This window comes from Rhizomicrobium sp., from assembly GCA_037200985.1.
Lineage (GTDB): Bacteria > Pseudomonadota > Alphaproteobacteria > Micropepsales > Micropepsaceae > Rhizomicrobium.
The window spans coordinates 1,607,571-1,629,479 of record JBBCGJ010000001.1 but is presented as its reverse complement, the minus strand read 5'-3'; the positions used below and the strand labels follow the sequence as shown (position 1 = coordinate 1,629,479).

The 21,909-nt window shown below is 59.7% G+C and carries 17 protein-coding genes; 11 read left to right on the top strand and 6 right to left on the bottom strand.

Annotated features, from left to right (window positions below; genetic code table 11):
* Positions 1-35: 35 nt before the first annotated feature.
* The gene (locus WDN01_07940; protein MEJ0025943.1) at positions 36-1,298 is read left to right on the top strand and encodes a hypothetical protein; all 1,263 of its coding nucleotides are present in this window, start codon (positions 36-38) and stop codon (positions 1,296-1,298) included.
* 100 nt (positions 1,299-1,398) lie between these two features.
* On the opposite strand, the gene WDN01_07935 is transcribed toward WDN01_07940, so the two are convergent.
* Entirely contained in the window at positions 1,399-2,649 is a 1,251-nt protein-coding gene (locus WDN01_07935; protein MEJ0025942.1) for a type II toxin-antitoxin system HipA family toxin, read from the bottom strand.
* Between the two features lie 101 nt (positions 2,650-2,750).
* Positions 2,751-3,281, bottom strand: a complete 531-nt coding sequence (locus WDN01_07930) for a hypothetical protein (protein ID MEJ0025941.1) — start codon at positions 3,279-3,281, stop codon at positions 2,751-2,753.
* A 493-nt stretch (positions 3,282-3,774) separates the two neighbouring features.
* Between WDN01_07930 and WDN01_07925 the strand changes: the two genes are divergently transcribed.
* The gene (locus WDN01_07925; GenBank protein ID MEJ0025940.1) at positions 3,775-4,281 is read left to right on the top strand and encodes a DUF2285 domain-containing protein; all 507 of its coding nucleotides are present in this window, start codon (positions 3,775-3,777) and stop codon (positions 4,279-4,281) included.
* 15 nt (positions 4,282-4,296) lie between these two features.
* Here WDN01_07925 and WDN01_07920 read toward each other — a convergent pair whose 3' ends face one another.
* The 3 genes from WDN01_07920 to WDN01_07910 all read right to left on the bottom strand — a co-directional run bounded on the left by WDN01_07920 (position 4,297) and on the right by WDN01_07910 (position 7,803).
* A complete protein-coding gene (locus WDN01_07920; protein ID MEJ0025939.1) occupies positions 4,297-4,833 on the bottom strand; it encodes an Lrp/AsnC family transcriptional regulator in 537 nt (178 codons plus the stop codon).
* Positions 4,834-5,204: 371 nt separating this feature from the next.
* Positions 5,205-5,657, bottom strand: a complete 453-nt coding sequence (locus WDN01_07915) for a hypothetical protein (protein ID MEJ0025938.1) — start codon at positions 5,655-5,657, stop codon at positions 5,205-5,207.
* A 268-nt stretch (positions 5,658-5,925) separates the two neighbouring features.
* Positions 5,926-7,803, bottom strand: coding sequence for an ATP-binding protein (locus WDN01_07910; protein ID MEJ0025937.1), 1,878 nt, complete (start codon positions 7,801-7,803; stop codon positions 5,926-5,928).
* A 476-nt stretch (positions 7,804-8,279) separates the two neighbouring features.
* On the opposite strand from WDN01_07910, the gene WDN01_07905 reads away from it, so the two are divergent.
* The 4 genes from WDN01_07905 (at position 8,280) to WDN01_07890 (ending at position 10,927) form a co-directional block, all read left to right on the top strand.
* On the top strand, positions 8,280-9,299 hold the full coding sequence (locus tag WDN01_07905; GenBank protein ID MEJ0025936.1) for an IS110 family transposase: 1,020 nt from the start codon (positions 8,280-8,282) through the stop codon (positions 9,297-9,299).
* A 514-nt stretch (positions 9,300-9,813) separates the two neighbouring features.
* Complete coding sequence (locus WDN01_07900; GenBank protein ID MEJ0025935.1) at positions 9,814-10,305, top strand: TrbI/VirB10 family protein; 492 nt, start codon at positions 9,814-9,816, stop codon at positions 10,303-10,305.
* A 5-nt stretch (positions 10,306-10,310) separates the two neighbouring features.
* Positions 10,311-10,589 (top strand): DUF2274 domain-containing protein, encoded by a 279-nt coding sequence (locus WDN01_07895; GenBank protein ID MEJ0025934.1) that lies wholly within the window; start codon positions 10,311-10,313, stop codon positions 10,587-10,589.
* Positions 10,590-10,600: 11 nt separating this feature from the next.
* The gene (locus tag WDN01_07890; GenBank protein ID MEJ0025933.1) at positions 10,601-10,927 is read left to right on the top strand and encodes a DUF736 domain-containing protein; all 327 of its coding nucleotides are present in this window, start codon (positions 10,601-10,603) and stop codon (positions 10,925-10,927) included.
* A 106-nt stretch (positions 10,928-11,033) separates the two neighbouring features.
* On the opposite strand, the gene WDN01_07885 is transcribed toward WDN01_07890, so the two are convergent.
* Positions 11,034-12,097 (bottom strand): IS630 family transposase gene (locus WDN01_07885; protein ID MEJ0025932.1). Its coding sequence is split into 2 segments (ribosomal slippage): positions 11,034-11,617 and positions 11,617-12,097, totalling 1,065 coding nucleotides; the frame shifts between segments, so codons are not numbered across the junction.
* Positions 12,098-12,210: 113 nt separating this feature from the next.
* Between WDN01_07885 and WDN01_07880 the strand changes: the two genes are divergently transcribed.
* The 5 genes from WDN01_07880 to WDN01_07860 all read left to right on the top strand — a co-directional run bounded on the left by WDN01_07880 (position 12,211) and on the right by WDN01_07860 (position 21,715).
* Positions 12,211-12,762: a sigma-70 family RNA polymerase sigma factor gene (locus WDN01_07880; protein ID MEJ0025931.1), complete on the top strand. Its 552-nt coding sequence runs from the start codon at positions 12,211-12,213 to the stop codon at positions 12,760-12,762.
* A complete protein-coding gene (locus WDN01_07875; GenBank protein ID MEJ0025930.1) occupies positions 12,759-13,772 on the top strand; it encodes a FecR domain-containing protein in 1,014 nt (337 codons plus the stop codon). Before WDN01_07880 ends, WDN01_07875 begins: the two co-directional genes overlap by 4 nt.
* Before the next feature lie 126 nt (positions 13,773-13,898).
* On the top strand, positions 13,899-16,487 hold the full coding sequence (locus tag WDN01_07870; GenBank protein ID MEJ0025929.1) for a TonB-dependent receptor: 2,589 nt from the start codon (positions 13,899-13,901) through the stop codon (positions 16,485-16,487).
* Positions 16,488-16,580: 93 nt separating this feature from the next.
* Positions 16,581-18,764, top strand: coding sequence for a prolyl oligopeptidase family serine peptidase (locus WDN01_07865; GenBank protein MEJ0025928.1), 2,184 nt, complete (start codon positions 16,581-16,583; stop codon positions 18,762-18,764).
* Positions 18,765-19,132: 368 nt separating this feature from the next.
* Positions 19,133-21,715: a TonB-dependent receptor gene (locus WDN01_07860; GenBank protein ID MEJ0025927.1), complete on the top strand. Its 2,583-nt coding sequence runs from the start codon at positions 19,133-19,135 to the stop codon at positions 21,713-21,715.
* Positions 21,716-21,909 lie beyond the last annotated feature (194 nt).

Genomic DNA, 21,909 nt, shown 5'->3' with positions numbered 1-21,909 from the left:
CAGGTCCAACGCGGTTGTCTACGGGGAATTTGGCGATGCCGGAGCCGGTGCTGCTCTCGCGCCGTGAACTCTACGATCTCGTCTGGTCGAAGCCGATGCGGGACGTCGCGGCCGACTTTGGCATTTCCGACGTAGGGCTGGCCAAGGTCTGCGAACGTCACCGCGTACCCAGACCCGTGCGCGGCTACTGGGCGAAGTTGGCCGCCGGCAAGAAGGCCAAGCGCGCGATCTTCGTCGACATCGACAACGCGCAACTCAACCGGATCGTGATCCGGGGCGCGCTGTCCCAGCTGCCGGAAGCGGCAAAGCTCGTGATCGAAGAGGCGCGCGCCGAGCACAGGAAGAAAGGTCGCCGACCGCGGCTGCCCGCCGTCCGGCCGCCGGTTGAACCGGTCGCCGACGTGCACCCGGCGATCGCGCGCACGGCACAGAAGCTGCGGAAATCGTCCGGCAATGCGGGCGAGGTGGCCACGGCATTCGGAGAAGGATTGTGCGGTGTCGATATCGCCGCGGCCCAGGTCGAGCGCGCGGTGGCGTTTCTCGACGGCTTGGCGCGACGGCTGGACGGCAGGAACCTGCCGCTACAGCCGACAGGGCAGGCCATGAAGGTCGAGAGAGGCGAAGATTCCGCCGTGTTCACGCTGAAGGAGCGGACCCGGCGGGAAAAGCACATTCCGACGCCTGCCGAAGAGGCAGCGGAAAAAAAGCGACAACGCAAGCTTCAGCAACCGTGGCAGCCTTCCACGTCATGGGACGAACTCTATCGGCCGAGCTATCCGGAGTTCGACTGGATCTACACCGGTGGGTTCGTCCTCCAGGTCGAAGGCTACAGCGACGGCATCCGGCGGTCGTGGGGCGACGGACGGACCCAGACGGTCGAATCCCTGTTGGAGAACATCGCCGTGGGGATCGACACCCTGCTCGCGGCGCGCAAGGCGAAACGCGAAGAGCGCGAGGAATGGCGGCGCCAGCAACGCGAACTGGACCGCCGCCGTGCGATGGCAGAAGAGCGCGAGGAGCGGGAAGGGCGTCGCATCGACTATCTGCGCGAACTCCTGGACCTGCATGGCGAGACCAACCGTCTTCGCGCCTGGCTCGTCGACATCGGCCGCCCCGACATCGGCAAATACGACGATTTAGCCCGGATGATCGATTGGGCCAGAGCACGCCTGTCGCAGCTTGAGGCTGCGGCCGAGGCGGATGGGATCGATCAGGATCTCCACGTCGAGGCGCTGTTCCCCCATATCGATGAGCTCCACGATCCCTTGGGCGATCCGCCGCCCGAAGAAGAATATTGATGCCGAGGGCCAGCCTGTGAAATCGGCGCAGACACGTCTGTCTGTAGTATCCGTCACGTTCCGGCGAACGCCGAGGGACAGATCAGGACGTGAAGCGGCGTCAGGCTGAGGCCGCGACGCTTTTGGCGCGCGCGGTGACGACGCCCGCAAAGTTGGCCAGTGCCTCCCTCTCGAAATTCTCGCTGGCAATTCTGTCGGCCGTCTCGGAGGCGTGCTGCCGCACCAAGTCGGTAAGCTCGCGGACCCGTTGACGCAGGAACGACGGGTCCATTTCACTGTCGCGTGCGAACTTCTCCCAGGTCTGTGGGTTGAAATCCTGGGGCGCGCCGGCACCCGCCATCTTCATCGCGGGCTTTGCCGACAGCTGCGGATAGGCGATCGTGCATAACAGGTCGTACAGCGGTGCGAGGCGCGTGGCGCCGGATGCAGGGAGCAGGGCGAAATTCTTGCCATGCGCGTCGGCGTTGCCGACAATCAGATTGAACACAGCCGCATCGAGAAGCTTTCGCGTCTCTTTTGTCGGGTCGTCCGCCGCGTCGCGCAGCAGCGCGAAGCCGGTCTTGAAGGTCGGTCCGCCGTCGGCGGCGTATTTGCGCTCCGGTGGAATGCCAAGTGCCTGGCAGAAATCTTCCTGGTGCAGGCGGGCCACGCCGCCACGCTCCTGCCATCCGCGGTCGTAGCGTGTGACAAGAAGAAAGGGACGGCCCTTGACCTTCCATGGCTGGGCTTCGGCCACATCGAGACCACAGGCCGCCGCCAAGCGCATGACGAACGCTTCATTCTCGGTGGTTGCGGGAAAGCGGTCGATCGGCGCCTTGAGGATGTGCGTGGTCGGCTGGCTTGGCCGGGGGAGGGCGATCCGGTCGCCCACCAGAACGACCGGCAATTTTGTCTGTGCACCGGCGAGCGCCAGGCGCAATCCGCAGCCTGCCAGAAAGGGATGAGTCGGCAGGGTGTCGAGAAGCGCGACGAGCGCATCATCGCTCAATGGTTCGTTGGCGGGCCCGCCATCGCAGGGCGGCGGGATTTCGCCCTCGGGCCAGAACGTCAAAGCGCCCGCGACATCGCCACCCAGTGCATTCAACAAAGCAACGTCGTTGCCGGGCGAAAGCCCGAGCACCCGCGCGATTGCGTCGCGCGCAGGGTCTTCCGGCAACAGGCCGGCGAAAAACGGCCGCGCTTCACGGCGCCCAAACGGCGTGTCGCGTTTTGGCAGCGAGCGCGAGATCGGACCTGCGTGCGGATCCGCAAGCCAATTGGCCTCGTAGGCAAACGCCATGTCGCCGTGATCGCTGAGCCTGAGGCGGCCGGCGACACGGCCGCCCCAACAAACCGACAGCGAGGTCTTCATGGATGCGCTCGCGTGGTCGGCCGCTCAACCAGCAACGTCCGTACGCCTTGAGTGCGCAACGCCAGCCATGTCCCGCGGGCGTGCATCGCAGCGCCACCGCGTCAGAGCGTGTTCAGAAGAACGGGTGCATAGCCGGTGTGCTCGACGCTCACGCAGACATAGCGCGGGTCGGGGTGGCCATGCTCGTCGAGCACGACATTGGCATGGGTGTGGCCGTGGACGTTGCGCGCCCAGCGCTGCACCGAGCCCGGATGCAGGGGGACATGGCTGAGAATGAAGCCGCTCTTGCCTTGCTGGTCTTGTGGGCGGAATACGCGCACGCCATAGATTTCCTCGAAGCCCGCGTCCAGGTAGTCGCGCGTCTTGAAGATGTCGTGGTTGCCGCGCACCAGCCGCTTGTGACCGTTCAACCTGTGCGCGGTCGCGAGGTGCACGCGCGCCATCGCGAAATCGCCCAGGTGGTAGACATGGTCCTCCGGCCGCACGCATTCGTTCCATTTGCGGATCATCGTTTCGTCGTGCTCGTGCACGTTCTTGAAGTCGCGCAGCGGCGTGCCGTCGGCACGCTTGAATTTGTGCACCACGTTCGCGTGTCCGAAATGCGTGTCGCTGATCACCCAGATCTTGGCCATCGTCGGTCTCGTCGTTGCTGCATGCACTAGCGCATGGCGGCGTCCATGGGGCGTGCAAATTCTTTCTTCCAGCCATGCGCGTTGGAGGATGAGGATGCACGCATGGGTTACGTTTAAGTCGTCGAATTTTCGCCAACACTTTTGGCGAAACCCCTCACTGGAAGCGGCGCATCCCAGCGATGTCGCGCCGACATGCGTGCTGCGTGCTGACGCTTTGTCAAAAGGAGTTACCGTATGCCGTCCTATCACAGTGCCTTCGCTGCGCTTCTGGCGCGCGCGCCGTCGGCCTATCACTTCCTCGCGCAGGTCGCGCGCGACGGCTGGGCATGGGAATTCCTACGGCGCAACATGGCCTATCGGTCCACCTGCAACCATCCTGCGCCCGGCGCATCGGCGGGCGCTTGGGACTTGTGCTCTTTTCGTCGATCCCTCGCTGTCTGCTGACATCGCTCCCGTCCTTTGGAATCCTCGGGTATCCCGGTTTGCAATCGCCGTGGCGGGCACCCCGCCGTGGCCTGCTGGCCATGCCAAAGCGTTCGATCGCCACGACCTGCACTGCGCCATGCACGTCGTGCCCGCAGGTGGGGCACATCAGGATGTGCTCTTTCTGGACAGCGGCCGGCGTCTTCAGATCAGCCTGAGCGGCGCGTCGCTGGAAGATCGTGTCTGCCTCAGTCCCCTGGCGGCACCCGCCGGCGCCGGCGTCACGCGTCGCGCCGAACTCGTGCTGGCGCTCGACCACCTGGTTGCCCACGGCCGGTTGCCGCGGCGGATGCACCGGCCCGAAGCCGGTGCGCATCGCCTGCTGTTCATCCTGCTGGCGCGGGACGGTGCGCAAAGCCGGGTGCCGCTGCGGGACACGGCGCTCGTCCTGTTTGGCGAAACCCGCATGCGCGATCAGTGGAAAGAGAATCGCCGCGCCATGCGCGCCCAGATGCACCGCGCGGTCGTGCGCGGCGACTGGCTCGTGGCTGGCGGCTATCGCACGCTGTTGTCCTAGGGCGCTTGCCCGACGTCAGGTGCGCGGCAGGGGCAGCAGTTTGAGCTTGCGTGCCGCGCTTGGCGGCGGCGGCGCCTCGACCAGCGCCAGCGGCACATCGGGCTCATTCTTGGTCACATGGATGCAGAAGGAGGTGACGACCGACGCGACGTTGCCGGTTTTCAGCAAGGTCTCCGTGACGAAATGCTGAGCATCGGCGAGGTTGCGGAACACGCATTTGAGCAGGAAGTCCCGCTGCCCCGACAGCGCGTGGCACTCGCGCACATTGGGCACATCGCGCATCAGCGCTTCGAATTCGCGAACGAGCGGTGCGGCCTGGGATTCCAGCCGGACCTGAATGAAGGCGCATGTGTCATAGCCTAGTTTCTTGGCGTCGAGTACCGCGTAATAGCCGTGTATGACACGTTGCTCTTCCAGCGTCCTGGTCCGCCGGAGTGCCGGCGGTGCCGTGATGGCGGCGTACTCGGCAATCTCGACATTGGTCGCCCGGCCCTTGATCTGGAGCGCACTCAGGATCCGCAAATCGACACTGTCGAGCACATGCGTGCGCATGATCGCAGACCGGCGTGCGGCCTTGGCCTGTTCTGATCCGGACCGGTGTCGAGCCATCGGGTTTTGCCGTTCGCGGCGCCTTCAGGCCGCCGCACGAAAATCGCCGCCGCCGGCACGGAGACTGGCGGCGGCGATAAGTTAGGGGGTTCCAGCTGTGCGAACCGGAACAGGGACACCAGCTTGGAGCCGCCGACCCATGCCACCAAAACGCTTCCCGCGGATAAATCCTCACAGCAGCCGCTCAAAATTCGACAGCCTTGCGAGTCTTTGGCGGGTTCACGGAACCAGCAATGCCCCATTTTCTCGCTGTCGGCTCGTGGGGGCGACGCCGGTGGCGACAGCCGGAGGATGGCGCGGTCCTCTCCGCAGGCCTAGGCAGCCAGTCTGAGGCGCAAGCGCGACAGGCGAACGCGAACCGCACCGGACGTCGAACCGCGACGGTCGGCAATCTCGCGGTCCGTATGGCCGAGACCGACGTCGACGAGGAGCTGTTCATCCCGCGAACTGACCAGGCGCACGATCCTCGCGAGTTCGACTCTTGCTTCGGCGGCTCCATCGCCAGACGGCGCCGGCTCTGCCAACGGGGCAAGCTCGGCCAACGCGGCGGCGCGACTGCGATGCAGGCGAGCCCCCGACGCGATCGTGCGGTTCAGCGTCACGACAAGATCTTCGGGATTCGCCGGCACGGTGCCGGCCGCGATGGCGGCGAGGAGATAGGCAAGGGCGCTTTCCATCCCCCACCAATAATCGCTTATGCGGGAGAGCTTCCTGCTGCGCTGCTGCAGGTCGGCATAATAAGGCCAGGGATAGACGGAATCCGTCATTTTTCGTGTCTCCAGGGTTTATCCAGACTCTGTTGTCTGGGGATCGCCGCATGGAGGGCCATCACTTCGGTGTTCCGGGTTCTTCATCAGACGCGCTTTGGTCAGATGAAGCGTTCCGGACCCTGGGTGGGTCTGCCACGCAACGGTTGTAAGATAGCGCAGCCACAACAGTCGCGCCAGAGGGGTGCCCCTCATTGTTAAGGAGCGGACAGGCCGGAACCGCTACAGGTGTGGCGGCGCGTCTGGGAGCGCCGCCACACCGAACGAACTAGGCCGTCAACTGGATGCGGTAGGTGTCCGACCAGCTGCGCCGGAACGTCTCAAAGGTGTTCGCGACCTCCGCATTGTCGAGTGACATCATACTCTGTGCCCGCGCCATGGAGAGCAGCAGCAATTCCAGCGCCAAAATCGGTCCTTTGCTTGGGGGAACCGATTGATCCGTCGGGGCCTCGCCTTCAACGGCCTCCTTGATCTCCAGATCGATCAACGGCTTGTAGAGATGCGTGAAGAACGCATGCGCCGTATTGATCGTGAGGATCACGCGACCGAACTTGTGTTCGACATGATAGAACGGCCAGTACGGATCATCGCGGAAGGTGATGAGATACCGCGATGAGACCACGCGCTGATAGGCTTCCTCATCGGTCTCGCCGTCGCGCTTGAGCCCGACGGCCAAGCCGCGCAAGTTGGCCTCCATCTGTTGCTGTTCTTCCGGCGTCAGCGGCGTGTCAAACCGTTGTGGCTGAAAGGCATCGGCCTCGGTTGCGCGGGCCTCACTTGTGCTCTGCTTTGCGCCGGCCTTTTCCGTTGCATTCTTCGCCTGCACGCGCCTGATCTCCTGGCGGACTGTCTTGATATCGCCGTCAATGGCGGCGGCGATCAGGTCGGCAACGTAGGATTTGAGGCGGACGCCCTGTTTGTTGGAGGCCACACCAAAGGCTTCATCCAGTTCTCCTGAAAAGTCGATCTCGATGCGCAGCCAGTGTGTTTCGCCGTGTTTGGCCACCACGCCCTGTAGATAACCGGCGTGAACCTCGCGATCGTTGCGCAGGATTGACACGACCTGACCATCGAACAGATGAAGGGCGCTGCTTTGCACCTTTCTGGACAGTTTCGACCAATCCTCGATCGGCAGCGCGTATAGCTTGACGTGTATCGGCGCCGTCTCTGTGGTGGTGTCGCTCAGTGGGATTTGCACCGTGCGCGCCACAATCAACCGGCTTGTCTTGGCACCGAGGCCTTCCACTGCGGTATGGCGCGCGGACGGCATGGAATATGTGGGATCAACCGCTTGCGTAAGGCGGTTATTGATGTAGAGGCGCAGGCCCTTGGAAATCTGCCGGCGATAGACGCGCGCCATTTCCTTCACGCAGTCTTCTACCAGCTTGCGATCGGTCGCGTAGGTGAGACGGTCGCAATCGGGCATGAAAACGATCGTGCCATGGGGTCCCAACCGCTCATAGACGTCGGTCTCGGCGGGCGCGACCAAATGTTGCTCCGAAGCATCCTTCGGAAAACCCATTGCGCGCGAGAACATCTCGGCTACCGGTGCTGGAAGGGCGGAGTTGAAGGTTGGTTCCGGCAAACTGACGAGATTGCTCTTGTCCCGGCCGATCTCGTTCGTATCGAGCGTCATGTTGTAAAACGCTCGCAGCTCCTGCCACGAGTAGAGTTCGATCACGGGACTCATGCTGAGGGCCGCGGTTTTCATGCCCATGCCAAACCGGCCAATGCCCTTGCGGTTGCCGTAACTCATTGAACCGCCAAAGGACGTCGCAACCTTCAGCACATTCGCCGGCATGCCTTTGCCGTTGTCATAGACGAGGGTGTCGGTCTCGTAGGCGCCCTTGCGGCCGAACTGCCGGAAAAAGATGCGAATCTCGGTCGCGCCGGCTTCGATTGCGTTGTCGACGTGTTCGCACAACGCCGAAGTCGTCGTGTTGTAGCCAACATCGCGCAGGGATTGGACGAGGGTTTGCGCGAAGAAGAGAGGGACGGTGGCCGACTCCTTCAAGATGCGCGTCAGAACCGCACGGCCCCCGCGCGGAGCATCACCAGCCCAATTGGGGCTGAATTTTTCTCCGACATCATCGGGACCGTCGGTCGCGTCGTTTACATTCAGATTTTCGCTGTCGTTGGCTTCCATTTTCGTCTCCAAGGTTTGTGACACCGCTATTGGCGTCGGACGAAGGCACGCGGCCCTCAGACTATAGGAGCCGAAAGTGCCGGGGTGTTACATCCGCCCGGCTGGGTGCCTGACGTACTCTGCGTTCCAGCCATGTGTAGGTGCCCGTGATGGCCAAGCGGGATTCGGACGCCCCGCGCGGCTAACGCCGCGCGGCCGGGTGCTCGTGAACCGAGCCGGCAAAGTCGCCGTCTCGGCGCTTCGCGCGTCGCCCCCTGGCGCAATTGCTACGGACGCCGCGCTGCCGCGCGCCGGCTTTGTTCAAGTGCAATTCCCCTCCGCGGGGCGGGCGGCGCTCCCTGCTAGGCCCACCGCGGGGTGGCGCAACCCTGCGCTGCGCTACGGGTGCTCCGCTGATGGGGTGGACGGCCCCTCCTTACGACATCGATGTGCCAAGGTGTGGCCGTTTCAGGACCCACACGGGAAGGAGCCGCCCCATGCAAGTTAGCACGATCGGATTGGATATTGCGAAGTCGGTGTTTCAGGTACACGGCGTTGATGGCGCCGGCGCCGTGGTCGTTCGTCAGCGCCTGGCGCGCAGCCGGGTTCTCGCGTTCTTCGAGCGGCTCCCGCCCTGCCTGATAGGGATCGAAGCGTGCGGCACGGCCCACCATTGGGCACGGCAGCTCACGGCGCTGGGCCACGAGGTGCGGCTGATGCCGGCGCACTATGTGAAGCCTTATGTGAAGCGGCAGAAGAACGACGCCGCCGATGCCGAGGCGATCTGCGAGGCGGTGACGCGGCCGACCATGCGGTTCGTGCCGATCAAGACGCCGCAGGCCCAGGCTTTGGCATTGGTCCATCGGGTCCGCACCCAGCTGGTGGGCCAGCGTACCGCCATGCTCAATGCCCTTCGAGCCGGTCTGGCCGAGTTCGGCATCGTGTCCGCGCAAGGGCAACGCGGCGCCAACGAGATCCTCAAGATCGCCCAGGCCGGCGACGCCCGCATTCCGGAGCTTGCGCGCGATGTCTACGCCATGATGGCCGCTGCCATCCGAGCCGTCGAGGCGCGCCTCGTCGGCCTCGACCGCAAGATCGCCGCCGACACCGAGACGAACGAAGCCTGCAAACGCTTGCGCACGATCCCGGGCGTCGGACCGATCACCGCCAGCACGGTCACGGCGTTGGCAGGCGATGTCTCGCGCTTCGCCTCGGGCCGCGATTTCGCCGCCTGGGTCGGGTTGACGCCCAAACAGGACTCCTCCGGCGGAAAGACCAGGCTCGGCCGCATCACCAAGGCCGGCGACCGGACCTTGAGGACCCTCTTCGTGATGGGTGCCTTTGCCATGATCCGGCGCGCACGGACCGATCCCGAAAAGGCCTCGCCCTGGCTGCTCTCGCTGCTCGGCCGCAGGCCGGCACTCGTCGCCGCCGTCGCCCTCGCCAACAAAATGGCCCGTATCGTCTGGGCGATCCTGGTCAAAGGCGGAACCTACCGCAGGCCCCTCACCGCATAGGGCACACGCAATTCCCGGGGCGCAAACCGCTCCGGGAAGGCAGGGAAATGCTTGAGCCATGACGACGAACCGGTCGAGCCGGGGACCGCTCAATTCGCAAAGCGCAAGGAGCCTTCGAGCCCGCTTCGCTGATGGAATGGCGCGTCCGCGGATTTCATCAGGGCCAGCGGTCCGCGTACCGCACCAAAAGGCCGTACACATGACCGCATCCACCGCTCCCGTCACAGCCCAAAATCTCCTTGCCAAACCGGGGCCGTCCACACATGCGCTCCGCTCCTTCGGATGCGCCACCCCTCTGACGGCGGGCCTCTCCGGTCGAAGACGCCGCCCACCCCGCTTCCGGGGAATTGCGGGCGCGAGGTCCGAGCAGGAGGCACCTTATGAGCCAGACCCACCAGCAGCCAGCCAGCGGCGCGAGCCGTCCTGACGCTGGCGCTAAGACTTCCCTCTATGAAGAAGTCACCGACCGCATCGTCCGCGAACTGGAACAGGGTTGTGTGCCTTGGGTGCGGCCTTGGCAATCTTCCAATGTCGCGCTTGGCCTGCCGCGCAGCGCCGCAACCCGCAAGTTCTATTCCGTCCGCAAGGTGCGCGCCTGGTCGGCTCCTACGATTCCGTGGTCGCATTCGGGCAGCGCCGTGCGCTGGTCGTCTGGCAGCGCATCATCATGCCCGACGGCTCGTCGGTGCAGATCGACAACGTGCCCGCCAGCGACACCTCCGGCTACGCGGGCCTGGAAGACGATGTAGATTATCATACTTGGGCGTTGCTCAAGGGCGTGGCGCTCTCGACACTCTTGGGTGTCAGCACGCAACTCACCTTGAGCGGTCAGAGCGATCTTGTTACGGCGATCCGGCAATCGACACAGGATAGCGTCAACCAGGCCGGACAGCAGCTCACCGAGAAGAACTTGAACATCCAGCCGACGATCACCGTGCGGCCGGGCTGGCCGCTCCGGGTCATCGTCACGAAAGATATAGTGTTTCCACGGCCCTACGCGGGATAAAGACCATGGCTGCCGAACTTAAGCTGCAAAGACTACCCGATCGCAATCCGGTGAAGATCACCATCACGGTGCAGCCGGCGCTAAACAACGCGCTGCGCGCCTATGCGGATCTCTATCGCGAGAGCTATGGCGAGGACGAGACCATCGCTGAACTCATCCCCTACATGTTGCAGGGCTTCCTCGAAAGCGACCGAAACTTTTCCAAGGCGATGAAGGAGGACGGTGCCTCACCGCCATCACGATCAGCACGCCGCAACAGCGGCGATGAGACCTCGAAAACCTGAAAGGAGCCGGCATGGCACAGATCGGCACGTTCACACCCAGCAAGGATGGCGGCTGGAGCGGGACGATTCATACGCTCACCATCGAGACCAAGGTTCGCCTGGTCCCCAATGACAACCGGGAGAATGAGCAGGCGCCGGCATTTCGTGTGTTTGCCGGGAAGTCAGAGATTGGTGCGGCCTGGCAACGACGGTCCGGGGGTGATAATCCCAAGGACTATCTCAGCGTCCGATTGGACGATCCCTCCTGGCCAGAGGCCATCACAGCAGCCCTATTTGCCGCGGACGAGGGCAGGGAGGCGCGGCTCGTCTGGAGCCGGCGGCGGGACGATACTCGATAGGTCAAACAGCCCCACACCGGATATAAACGCAATGCGCGCAGCAATCCTCACTTGAAATGTTTGTTTCAGTGTCGGTGGACCTTTGTCTATGATTATACCAACGGCCTCAGTGGTTGACACATTTGGCCCATGATCTTTGGGTTATCGAGGCGATATTGTCTGGGTTTCTGAGGAAGCTTCGCCAAGCGTCGCAACAAGCATCGAGGATGGCGTCGTAGTCTTTGAAGACGCGGTTTGCGAGATGGTTCTGGCGCAGGAACTGCCAGACATTCTCGACCGGGTTGAGTTCGGGGGCGTATGCCGGCAACGTCAGCAGCGAGATGTTGGACGGCAGGTGGGTGATGGCTTTCTCGTGATAGCCAGCGCCGTCCATGACCAGGACAGCATGGGCGCCTGGCCTGACGGCCCGGCTGATCTCCTTGAGGTGCGCCGTCATCGCCCTGGTATTGGCGCAAGGAAGAACCAGACCGGCGGCACAGGCGCGCTCGGGACAGACCGCGCCGAAGAGGTAGGCCCACTTGTAGCGCTGATCGCGCGGCGCGGTGGGGCGTGTCCCGCGCCGCGCCCACATTCTGGTCAAGCTTCCCTTCTGGCCGATCCGGGCTTCATCCTGGAACCAGATCTCGACCGGCTTGGTTTTGGCGGCATCCGGCAAGGCGCGATCGACAAGCTGCGCGAAGTTTTTTTGAACGCCTCTTGGGCATCGGCGTCTGCTTTGGGATGGCGCGGGCGAACCGACATATGGCTGAAGTTGAGACGATCCAGCACCTTGCCCACGGTGCGCTCGTGAAGCGCAACGCCAAAGCGCGCGGCGATCACGTCGCGAAGATCGACGCGGCGCCAGCGCACCATACCGTCGTTCGCAAGATCGGGACCTTGCTCCACAATCTGGACAAGTTCAGCCTCCTGCTGCTCCGTCAGCCGGGGCGTTGGGCCTGGAGCCTTGCGGTCGACAAGACCATCGATGCCTGACGCATTATAGCGATGCACCCAGTCGCGCAGCGTCTGGCGATCCATGCCGCACGCCGTTGCCGCGTCCGTGCGAGACGTGCCTTCCAGCACCAGTGCCAGCGCCAGCAACCGGCGAGCCTGATCGGCGTGCCGCGTCTTGGCCGCCTCCCGCCGCAAATCCGAAGCACTGTGTTCCGAACGCAAAATCTTGATCGCCATCGCCGATCCCCTTCGCGAATCACCTCGCAAAGCGAATCACAGACAGCGGCCGCGTTGAATCCTCACGAGTCAGAAACTAAGGCCGTTGGTATTAGACAGGGATATTCGCCACCATGTCGGATCGACAACACGACAGCGACAAGCAGAAGGATCAGGCTTGGCCGGGGCTTGATCGGCGCTTTCGTGCGCCCCTAACGGCATATTTTCTGCGGCGAGTTCGCGACAGGGGCGATGCCGAGGATCTGACGCAGGAAGTCTTCGTCCGCCTCACGCGCCGTCCCGACCAGAACGGCGGCGAGACCATCGAAGCCTACGTCTTCAAGATCGCGGCAAGTGCGCTGAACGATTGGCATCGCCACCGGACCTCGCGGCACATGAACGCGCATCGCACGCTATCAGATCAGTCAGATAGTGTCGCGACGCCCACAATTCTTGTTGAGGATCGCACGCCAGAGCGCGTTTTAGCGGGCAAGGAAGCGCTTAGGGATATCGAGGACGCGTTGGCAGAGCTGAGCGAACGCACCCGCGAAATCTTCTTGCTGTCGCGCATGGAGAATGTCCATCATCGCGATATCGCCAATCTGCATGGCATTTCCATCAGCGCCGTCGAAAAACACGTGCTGCGCGCGGTGGCACATCTGTCCGCTCGGGCATTCCGATCATGAGCATCTTCGGAAATTTGCCTTCGCAGGACCAGGAGAGGCTGGAGATAGCAGCCGCTTGGTGGAAGCGGCTTCAGGAGGATCCGGCGGTCGAGATATCGGCGGAGTTTCTGGAATGGGTCGCCGATCCGACAAACTGCCGGGCTTTCAAGGCGGTCGAAAGTACGATGACGGCACTCGACGACTTCGGCGCCACGCCGAACATTCTGGACATGCGCCGTTCCGCGCTTACGCATTTGCGCAATGCGGGATTCAAACGCTGGCTGACTGCACGCGCTGTCACGCGTGTTGCTGCCGCGCTGATGGTGATCGCACTGTTGGGCGGCGGCGCCTTATACGTTTACAGCCAGCAGCCGGACTCCTATGCGACAGAGATTGGCGAACGCCGTTTGGTGGCACTGCCCGATGGCTCGCGCATCTCCCTCGATTCCGACAGCGAGGTTGATGTCCGATACTCCAAAGCGGCGCGAACAATCGTCCTGAACAAGGGCAGGGCGCGCTTCGACGTTGCGCACGACGTAACGCGTCCCTTCACTGTTACGGCGGGGACGAAGACGGTTGTGGCGGTGGGAACGTCGTTCAATGTCGAGCGCTTGGGATCGACCGTGCTCGTGACGCTCATTCAGGGTCACGTGCTTATAAAGGATACGGCGGCGCCGGCGCTCGCCGCGCCGCCGGTCCCGGTTCGAACGGTATCACTTGTTGCCGGTCAGCAACTCGTCGCCGCACCGGATATCAAACCGGCGGTGTCAACCGCGGACTTGACCGACGCGACAGCGTGGGAAGCCGGGCACCTGGTATTTCGTGGCGAGACGCTAGGGGAGGCGGTGGAGCGGGTGAACCGATACACAGATCATCCCATCGCTGTTGATCCTGCGGCAGCGTCGATCCGGATCAGTGGTGTTTTCAATGCCGGCGATGTCGGATCGTTTGTCAGCGCGATTACGGGTTATTTTCCTGTCCAGGCGACAACCGACGCAAACGACACCATCACGTTGCAGAAGCGATCGTGAGAGGCGGCGGACGAACAGTTTTACATTTTTTTGACTCGTTCGCTGCGGAAGTGTTTCGGCGTTGCGTTTATCTTGGCGGGAGCAGCCACGCCATTCCGGATGGGCTCCCATGCTGAGGGGGCTCGCATGTTGATTGGCTCGCGCCGTAGCGCGTTGTTGCTTTCGTCCGCGCTGGTGGGATTGGCTATGCTGGGATTGGGCGGCTCTGCACAAGCTGCCGATCAGACATACCAGTTCGATATTCCCGCCGAGTCGTTGGGCCAGGCACTCACCGATTTCTCACGAGCCTCTTCGCAGCAGATCGTTTTCTCGGAGGACGCGACCAACGGCCGGGCGACGAAAGGTCTACATGGCCGTTACACAGCAGCGCAGGCCCTCGCAGTCTTGCTCGCTGGAACCGATCTGCAAGTCGAGACAAATTCGGCCGGCGTAATGATGGTCCGCTCAAAAAACTCCGGAGCCGCCTCAAATGAAGGGGCGGGTAATCCCAATACCGCTGTAGAAACAGTGACAGTGACGGGAACGCATCTTCGTAACGTCGAGCCGCTTAGCCCGCTTATCACGCTTACAAACCAGGACCTGCAGACACAGGGATACACGCGCCTGGACGACGCGCTAAATGCACTGCCGATGGCGTCAAAAATTGGCGTCACGCCCGCTTCGAATCCCACATCAGGCTTTGGGGAGGGTGCATCCTATAACGCCGGATTTGCGTCGGGCGTCAATCTTCGGGGCCTAGGCCAGGGCGCGACACTGGTCCTTCTGAACGGCCATCCTTTGCCTGGTTCATCGTACGGATTCACGACCGATATTTCCGGCATCCCTGTAAGTGCCATCGACCGCGCGGAAATCCTTCCTGATGGGGCGTCCGCCACCTATGGCGCCGACGCCGTCGCGGGTGTCGTCAATATAATCACGCGCACAGACTACGACGGTTTTGAAGCCGGAGCGAGGATAACGTCTGTTGCCGATGGGAAGGCTCCGAATTTTGGCGGCTATCTGCTCGGTGGATATGATTGGGGTAGCGGCGACTTAGTTCTCAACTACGATCACGAGAAGGACAATCCTCTATACGCGACCAGCCGATCCTTTACGGCGACCGCGGTGGCTCCAGAAAACCTGCTTCCAAGTAGCGATTCATCGTCAATCTTCGGCGCGGTTCGACAATCAATAACCTCGGATCTGACTCTTTCAGCAGATGTGGTCTTCTCGGACAAACACATATTCACGAACCAGGCCTACGCGGCCTACAGCTACCGGTACGGCGACAGCGGATCGAACCTCGTGGCGGACGCATCACTCGACTACGCTCTGCCGGCCGACTGGCATATCTCTCTTTCGGGGCAGTTCGCGCGCGGACGAGATAACGATTCGGATTTATTCGGAGGTATCCTTTATCATGACGTCTTTAGGAACGAGCAATGGTCCGGTGAATTCCGCGCTGATGGAGACCTGTTTGCGCTTGCGAGTGGTGACGTCAAGCTAGCTGTCGGCGGTGTTCTAACCGGGGCAAGCAATCTCGCGGCTCTTAGTGTCATAACAAGTTATGCGCGCGAGACACAGTCTGCTTACGGCGAGCTGTTTCTCCCCATACTCGGAAACGGATCGACTATTCTCGGCCTAAAGTCTTTCAACATCGACGTTGCAGGAAGGTACGACCACTACAGCGATTTTGGCGGAACGTTCAATCCCAAATACTCTGCGGTCCTCGAGGTCAATGACGGTTTATCGCTCCATGGAAGTTATGGATCGTCCTTTCGTGCGCCTCCGCTTTACTTGTTGAATCCCAACGCACGTAACTATGCCTACATTCTACCAACCCCAAATCCGAATTCGCCGACTGGTGAGAGCTTAACGCTTGGCCTCGATACCGCGGGCCCTTACCTTCGTCCCGAGCGGGCCAATTCATTTGAATTCGGTACGACTTACAAGCCAGAGGACGTGCCGGGGCTTAAGCTCGATCTGTCGTATTTCGACATTTCATATAAGGACAAGATTGTACTGATTGACCAAGAGGGTTTCTTATACAATGTGATTGAGGATGCGGCCCAACTGGGGCCTCTGGTGAATCTTCATCCCACGCAAGCGCAAATTAATGCGGCGCTTAATGCTCCTGGACGCCAAGTCTATAACTACACAACCGGCCCATGGACCCCATCTGAACTGACCGCGATTGCGCAGCTGGGTTTTCAAAACGCTGCAACGTCCCACCCAAAAGGCCTCGATGCTGCGGTGAGGTATGATCTAAATGTCGACACCGGTCATTTCTACGCTAGTGGTGCGATTTCATATTTCCTCAGTTATGAAACCCGAATTACGCCGCAGGCCACGCCATATACGAGTTTGGATACGCCATATCGTCCCGTTCGCCTAAGGGCAAAGATGGACTTTGGATGGGATCTAGACGAATGGGCCGCCCATGGAAGGATAAATTATGTGGGGGGTTATCATAATCCATCTGACACTAGCTGCGCGGGCATCCAAGGATGCGCGGTATCCGAGTACGTAACCTTCGATGCTGGCATTTCCTACAATCTCGCGGCGGACGATGCGCACTCGCTGTCCTCTGGAGTGAGACTTAGTCTTGATGTCATCAATTTATTCAATGAGAGCCCTCCGTATGTCTATGGCAACGGCACTGGACAGAACTTCGATCCGATCAATGCTGATCCGTTAGGCCGAGCATTTTCGTTCACGTTGTCGAAAAAATTCTGAGGATTGGATCAGACTGCCGGCCAGCGGCAGTCTGATTTCGCGTGCCGAGGCATCGGTAAATCGTAACTGCCGTGATTGTTGGGGAGGCGTGCCATGCGTATTCCACTTCTGTGCAAGCCCGAGTGTGCGAAAGTACTTTTCAGCGCGGTTCGACGCTTTGGCGCAACAGGTCTAGCTCTCTGTTTCGTGCTGGTTTCCCATTGTTCAATGGCCTCGCCTTCTCGTACCGACGAAATTGCAAATATTGCACGCTTGATTGCCGGCACGCGGATCGCCGGCTCAGGCTACTTGAATGGCGGGGTTGGCGAGGTTCAACTGTCTCCTAATGGGCAATGGGTGATCTACAGTGTGCAGGAGCCTGACCTCTCCAAGAATGATATTCGAACGGCACTTTTTCTTAAGAGTGTTCGTGGCGGCTCAGAGGCGGTGTCCTTGCCCAATGGTATTGCTCAGCCTCGTTGGAGTCCCGACGGCGCGCTGCTGGCAGCGCAACTAGGTTCGAATTTAGTTCTATTTCGTTTCTCAAACGGAAAGCTGATCGAGTTTAGACGGCGTACGATTACGGGCAAACTTGAAAACTCAACGGCGCGGCAGCCGTTTACATTCAAATGGTCGCCAGACTCGCGTCGAATAGCGTTCATCACAAGAAACAACGTTGACCAATCCAGCTGGAGTGGAGGATTGACAGGGGAAGAGTGGGATCTCCGGAGGGCTGACCGGTACACGCTCGAAATTTACGATGTCCGTACGAACGCCATCACTCATCTGTTGCCAGCAGAAAAGACTGGTCCCCAACCAGTTGCGCCCTATCTAAATGATGTCACGGCTGGCATGGATTGGTCACCCGACAGCCGTAGTCTGGTCGTGTGTCTAAACCGCGATCCAAGGCGCCAGGGTGATAGTGTCTCGCTTGCGATTCTGGACACTCGCAGCAAAACATTAAAGCCATTTGCTGAGCTAGCGGGAATCAATAGCGAACCGATTTGGTCGCCCGACGGGAGTATGATTGCCTTCTCCTCCGAAGAGGGGAAGCCCGATTGGTTCATTGAGAAACGGCCAGCGATCTACGACGTGCGCAAGCAGACAGTCTTCTATCTGCACGACGCGCCGCGCGGTAGCGCTGTCCGCTGGTCCGCCGATTCCCGATCGATCATTTGGTCAAGTAGAAGTGATATGACGACTCGGTTGTCTCGAATTGACGTTTTCTCAAAGTCGACAGTGGTATTGCCTTCGCCGATTGATGAAAGCGGTCCTCTTTCAGACGACTTGACAAGGTCATTTAGTTCAAACGGTCGCGTCATGGCCTTCGCGCGCAGTTACTTTGCGCAGCCGTCCGATGTGTATGTCACGGATTTGGATCACGACAGCGTCCCACAGGGAATAGCTCGACGGCTTACGTTTGTTGGACGAGATTTGACGGACCTTGCGGCGAAGGTTCGCAGCCAAGAGATCAGCTGGAAGAGCCGTGATGGTGAGTTTGTAATTCACGGGCTGTTGGTCGAGCCCGTGAATGCGCCGTCAAATGCTAATCTGGCCACAGTGCTTTGGCTCGAGGGTGGTCCAAGTATGGTAGAGCGGGGCTTTATGAGATTTGAGGGCTCGACCATGACACTTGCAATGGCCGCTGCGGGGTATGCCGTTCTCATTCCTAACACTCGGGGACGAGACGGTTATGGTGATCGATTGGAGGCGGGTATCCGTGCCGACCATAGCTATGCGCGACTCCCGCTAAATGACGCCCTTGACGGCATCAATATGATTGTTCGTAAGGGAATTGCCGATCCAAACCGGCTTGCTGTAGCTGGTACCTCGTATGGCGGTTATCTAACAGAGTACGCACTTACACAATCAACGATGTTCAAGGCGGCGATCGTTCACGAGGGGCATTTGGCAGACCTATCGAACTATCTTTACGCTCCTTACTATCCATCGGGTAGCGTTGGGCAGATTCTCTCCAGGGATCTTTATGGCTTTGAGGATCCAGCCTCGGCGGCCGAGTTCAAGCGCTTGATCGATGAGTCCCCCGGGTTTCATCCTCAAAACGTTCGCACTCCGACGCTTCTGCTATTTGGCGCGCAAAGTTTGGCGGCCACCGTTGGGGAACAGTTGTATGCGCAATATGAGCACTTCAGAGTACCCTCTCAGCTAGTCGTTTACGATGAAGGGCATTGGTTCGCGAAGCCGGCGAACATCGTGGACAGTATTGTCAGGACGATCAGTTGGATTGATAGGTGGATGGCCGCGCCTAACGCGAACAAGTCTAATCCAATTCATTGAATGAGCTCTTCGATAAGAGGAGGCGCACTGTATATTCACGGGCGGAGCTGATCATCCTCATACGTCGAACGTGGTAAGTGCCGTAACCGAAGTGTGAATGTGACCCTTAACGCGTCGGAACGCCAAGGATGGCGACGCATTGTGCCGATGCTGGATCGTTTGTCAGCGCGATTACGGGCTATTTTCCGGTTCAAGCGACGACCGATAGCGACGATACCATCACCTTGCAGAAGCGCTCTTAGGTCAACAGTACTGGCTTCTTTTACATTTTTTTGACTCATTCGCTGCGGAAATGTTTCGGCGTTGCGTTTATCCTCTCGGGAGCAGCTATTCCATTCCGGAAAGGCTCCCATGCTGAGGGGGCTCGCATGTTGATTGGTTCGCGCCGTAGCGCGTTGTTGCTTTCGTCCGCGCTGGTGGGATTGGCCATGCTGGGATTGGGCGGCGCTGCACAAGCTGCCGATCAGACATACCAGTTCGATATTCCCGCCGAGTCGTTGGGCCAGGCGCTGACGGACTTCTCCAGGGCCTCCTCCCAGCAAATCGTTTTCTCGGAGGATGCAACCAACGGCCGGGCGACGAAAGGTCTACATGGCCGTTATACAGCAGCGCGGGCCCTCACAGTCTTGCTCGCTGGAACCGATCTGCAAGTCGAGACAAATTCGGCCGGCGTAATGATGGTCCGCTCAAAAAAAGTCGGAGCCGCCTCAAATGAAGGGGCGGGTAATCCCAATGCCGCTGTAGAAACAGTGACAGTGACGGGAAGCCACATCCACAACGTGGAGACGTTAACCCCCACCACCACCATCACATCAAATGACATGATCGATCAGGGCTACACGACTCTCTCGGAGGTCTTGGAGCAACTTCCATCGAATTCAAAGGCTGGTGCTTCTACGGAGTCGAATAGCGTCTTCGGATTTGGAAACGGAGCGCTCAACAACTACGGATATGCTTCAGGTGTAAATCTGCTGAGCTTGGGCTCGGACGACACGCTTGTTCTGCTGAATGGTCGTCGCTTACCGTCGACTGCGGAAGGGTCTTCTACCGACATCTCGGGCATACCCGTTAGCGCTATTGATCACGTCGAAATTCTTGAAGACGGGGCGTCGGCCGTTTACGGCTCCGACGCCGTGGCAGGTGTAGTGAACATCATTACAAAGAAGGACTTTGATGGAATTGAAACTGGGGCGCATATCTACAACATTGCCGATGGCAAGCAGCCAGACCTGGGCGGGTATGCTCTGGGAGGTTTCGATTGGGGCACGGGCAATATCGTTGCCAACTATGATTTTGAGGATCAAAAGCCTCTTCTCGCATCGGCTCGGCCGTTTACCAGCGGCTCCCTTTCGCCAAACTATCTGCTCCCTCGACAGCAGACATCGAGCGTTTACGCTGCGGTAAATCAAGAGCTGGCCGACCAACTGCAATTTTCCGCCTCTGGAATATTTTCTGATCGGCCTTATTCGGCGAGCAACAATCTCGGTTTTGTTCAAACAGTATCTGGGCGCAATACCCAATACGCGGGTAGCGCTGAACTCGACTATACTCCAATTTCCGATTGGAAGCTTTCACTGTTCGGCGAATTTGGAACAGAACAGGATTCTTACGCAGACTCCATCCCATCGTTCTCTTTGGTTGTAGATATCAAGTACCATTACGCCGAAAACTCGTTCGAACTGGACGCGGACGGCACCGTCATTTCGCTACCAGGCGGAGACGTGAAGCTCGCCGTAGGAGCGAGTGAGCGGTCCGAGTCATTTTCGCTGAACGATAACTTGAGCGATCATTCGAATGTCAGCCGTCAGATATATTCTGCCTACGGGGAGTTATTCATCCCACTGGTCGGCGAGAACAATGCAATACCATTGGTCCAGCAGCTCAGTATAGATGCAGCGCTTCGCTATGATCATTATTCTGATTTCGGCTCCACAACCGATCCGAAAGTGACGGTAAAATGGACGCCTGTCGCCGAAGTTTCTTTTCACGGCAGCTATTCGACGTCATTCAAGGCTCCGACGCTATTCCAGCTCGACGGCTTCCCTGCAGTTTACGGATTTGTTGCGCCGGCCAATCCGGCCGATCCTGGTTTGGGAAACGCGCTTGAATATTACAGCCAGGCAAACCCCAATTTGCGTCCCGAGACCGCTACGACATTTGCGGCTGGCGCCACCATTACTCCGAGTAAGGTTCCGGGTTTTGCGTTTGACGCATCGTACTTCAATATCGATTACCGGAATGTCGTAAAGTTTCTGGAAAGCGATTTCGCATTTTCCGATGTGCTTGACGGGCAATTGGGGAATTTTGTGAACACCAATCCGACCGCGGCCCAAATCAATTCCCAATTGGCGGTTGATGCAGCCAGCGGCGGAAACTCTTGCTATGCGTCGTCCTGCGCGCCATCGACAATTAAAGCGATCGCAAACCTCGGGTTCGTGAACGCGGCTGTCGTTCAACTTAGTGGTTTGAACCTCGATACCCATTACCAAATCGATTCAACCATCGGCCAATTCAGAATTGCCGGAGATGCGACGTACTTCCTTGCGTATCAAGAAATGATCACACCAAGCGCGACTGCGGCTCCTGGCGCCGGTATCGTTTATTCCCCGCCTCGGTTGCGGGGAAAGATCAACGTGGGATGGTTCAAGGACTCGTGGTCGGCGAATGCTCGTTTGAACTATACGGGCTCAGAACGAAATCCGACCGATCCGAGCTGCCAAAATAGCTGTCCCGTCGGATCATGGACCACAATTGACCTTAGTGCCTCGTATGCATTCCAGGATATTCCTAAGGCGGCGTTCCTCGATGGAACGCGCCTCAACATCAGCGTTGCAAATGTTTTTGATAGTGCGCCGCCCTACGTCTTCAACGCGGCCGGCATAAATTATGATCCGGTTAACGCAAACCCACTGGGGCGGACGTTCAGCATATCAATAACCAAGAGATGGTGAGGTCGATGTCGGCTTCTAAGCTGGATGTCTGCGATCTGCTAGGTGCAAGTGCCCACGTCAGTTGTTCTCAATCGCTCTACTCGAGAGAGTCATGGGTTCGCGAAGCCGGTTGACATCGCTGATTGCATTGACCGGACTATTAATTTGGTTGACAGGTGGCCCCGCATGCCAGCTCCGAGACCTGCGAGAACGCC

Excerpts from the sequence above, each read along its gene's own strand:
- WDN01_07940 (MEJ0025943.1), top strand. The coding sequence starts at position 36 with ATGCCGGAGCCGGTGCTGCTCTCGCGCCGTGAACTCTACGATCTCGTC.
- WDN01_07935 (MEJ0025942.1), bottom strand. The coding sequence starts at position 2,649 with ATGAAGACCTCGCTGTCGGTTTGTTGGGGCGGCCGTGTCGCCGGCCGC.
- WDN01_07930 (MEJ0025941.1), bottom strand. The coding sequence starts at position 3,281 with ATGGCCAAGATCTGGGTGATCAGCGACACGCATTTCGGACACGCGAAC.
- WDN01_07920 (MEJ0025939.1), bottom strand. The coding sequence starts at position 4,833 with ATGCGCACGCATGTGCTCGACAGTGTCGATTTGCGGATCCTGAGTGCG.
- WDN01_07915 (MEJ0025938.1), bottom strand. The coding sequence starts at position 5,657 with ATGACGGATTCCGTCTATCCCTGGCCTTATTATGCCGACCTGCAGCAG.
- WDN01_07910 (MEJ0025937.1), bottom strand. The coding sequence starts at position 7,803 with ATGGAAGCCAACGACAGCGAAAATCTGAATGTAAACGACGCGACCGAC.
- WDN01_07905 (MEJ0025936.1), top strand. The coding sequence starts at position 8,280 with ATGCAAGTTAGCACGATCGGATTGGATATTGCGAAGTCGGTGTTTCAG.
- WDN01_07895 (MEJ0025934.1), top strand. The coding sequence starts at position 10,311 with ATGGCTGCCGAACTTAAGCTGCAAAGACTACCCGATCGCAATCCGGTG.
- WDN01_07890 (MEJ0025933.1), top strand. The coding sequence starts at position 10,601 with ATGGCACAGATCGGCACGTTCACACCCAGCAAGGATGGCGGCTGGAGC.
- WDN01_07880 (MEJ0025931.1), top strand. The coding sequence starts at position 12,211 with ATGTCGGATCGACAACACGACAGCGACAAGCAGAAGGATCAGGCTTGG.
- WDN01_07875 (MEJ0025930.1), top strand. The coding sequence starts at position 12,759 with ATGAGCATCTTCGGAAATTTGCCTTCGCAGGACCAGGAGAGGCTGGAG.
- WDN01_07870 (MEJ0025929.1), top strand. The coding sequence starts at position 13,899 with ATGTTGATTGGCTCGCGCCGTAGCGCGTTGTTGCTTTCGTCCGCGCTG.
- WDN01_07865 (MEJ0025928.1), top strand. The coding sequence starts at position 16,581 with ATGCGTATTCCACTTCTGTGCAAGCCCGAGTGTGCGAAAGTACTTTTC.
- WDN01_07860 (MEJ0025927.1), top strand. The coding sequence starts at position 19,133 with ATGTTGATTGGTTCGCGCCGTAGCGCGTTGTTGCTTTCGTCCGCGCTG.